The sequence below is a fragment of the Streptomyces sp. NPDC098789 genome (genome assembly GCF_044759975.1).
Taxonomy (GTDB): domain Bacteria; phylum Actinomycetota; class Actinomycetes; order Streptomycetales; family Streptomycetaceae; genus Streptomyces.
Genome location: NZ_JBIWAJ010000072.1, coordinates 1 through 1115, shown reverse-complemented (window position 1 = coordinate 1115; position 1115 = coordinate 1). Strand labels below are relative to the sequence as shown.

2 protein-coding genes are annotated in these 1115 nt (G+C 66.2%); both read right to left on the bottom strand.

Annotation, left to right across the window (positions count from 1 at the left end; all coding sequences use genetic code 11):
• Window positions 1-44: 44 nt before the first annotated feature.
• Window positions 45-752 (bottom strand): IS3 family transposase, encoded by a 708-nt coding sequence (locus ACIQWR_RS41550; protein ID WP_404021395.1) that lies wholly within the window; start codon window positions 750-752, stop codon window positions 45-47.
• Window positions 749-1048, bottom strand: coding sequence for a transposase (locus ACIQWR_RS41545; RefSeq protein ID WP_404021392.1), 300 nt, complete (start codon window positions 1046-1048; stop codon window positions 749-751). The genes ACIQWR_RS41550 and ACIQWR_RS41545 overlap by 4 nt, the downstream gene beginning before the upstream one ends.
• Window positions 1049-1115 lie beyond the last annotated feature (67 nt).

The following is a 1115-nucleotide window of genomic DNA, read 5'->3' as shown; positions in this document are numbered from 1 at the left end:
CGGTCGGGCCAGAGGCGGGTGCCGATCTCTTCTTTCAGGAGGGCCTAGAAGCTCTCAGTGGCGGCGTTATCGAAGCAGGAACCGGTTCGTCCACAGCTCTGCCGCAGACCCAAATCCCTTATCTTGTTCCGGAGTTCAGCTGATGTGTATTCGCTTCCGCGGTCGCTGTGTATGACGCATCCCGGGCGGAGCCCGGTCCGGCCGTGGGCCATCTTCAGGGCGTCGGTGACGAGGGAAGTGCGGTGGTGGTCGGCCATGGCGTAGCCGACGACTTCGCGGGTGGCCAGATCCAGCCAGCAGGCGAGGTAGAGCCAGCCCTCGCCGGTGGGTAGATAGGTGATGTCGCCGACCAGATTGGTGCCGGGGGTCTCGGCGTGGAGGTCGCGGCCGATCAGGTCGGGGGCCGGCCGGGCCTTCTTGTCCGCACGGGTCAGTGAGCGCCGCTTGCGACGGGTGACGCCCTGGATACCGGCCTGACGCATGATCCGGGCAACACGCTTGCGGTTCACCCGCCGGCCCAGGCGCCGCAGCTTGGCGTGGATCCGAGGCACCCCGTAAGTCTTGCGGGACGCGATGTGGAGCACGGTGATCTCGTGCGCGAGCGCCTCGTCGGCCGCCCGGCGGGCCTGGCGGGCGGCTCCGCCCTCGCACCAGGTGTAGTAGGAGGAGCGGGCGATCTTCACCGCCCGGCACAGCAGGGTGACGGGGTAGCTGGCCTTCTCCGCGTGGATGAACCGGTATAACTCGTTCACCGGCCGCTCTCCTTCACGAAGAAGGCCGTGGCTTTTTTCAAGATCTCAATCGTCTGCTGCTGCTCACGGTTCTGCCTGCGCAGACGCTTGAGTTCCTCGCGTTCAGCGCTGGTCAGCTCGCCCGGAGCGCCCTCACCACGGTCGGCCTGATCGCGTCGGACCCAGTTGCGCAGGCTCTCCGGGCTGACGCCGAGTTCCCGGGCGACCTCGGTCACGGTCCTGCCTGAAGAATGGACGAGCGCGATCGCGTCCCGCCGGTACCCCGCCGAGTACCGCTTCGTGTACTTGCTTCCCACCTGGCGCTACTTCCTCTGGAACCTCAGATTCCAGTCTCCAGATATCCAAGACCAAGGGGAAGCTTCA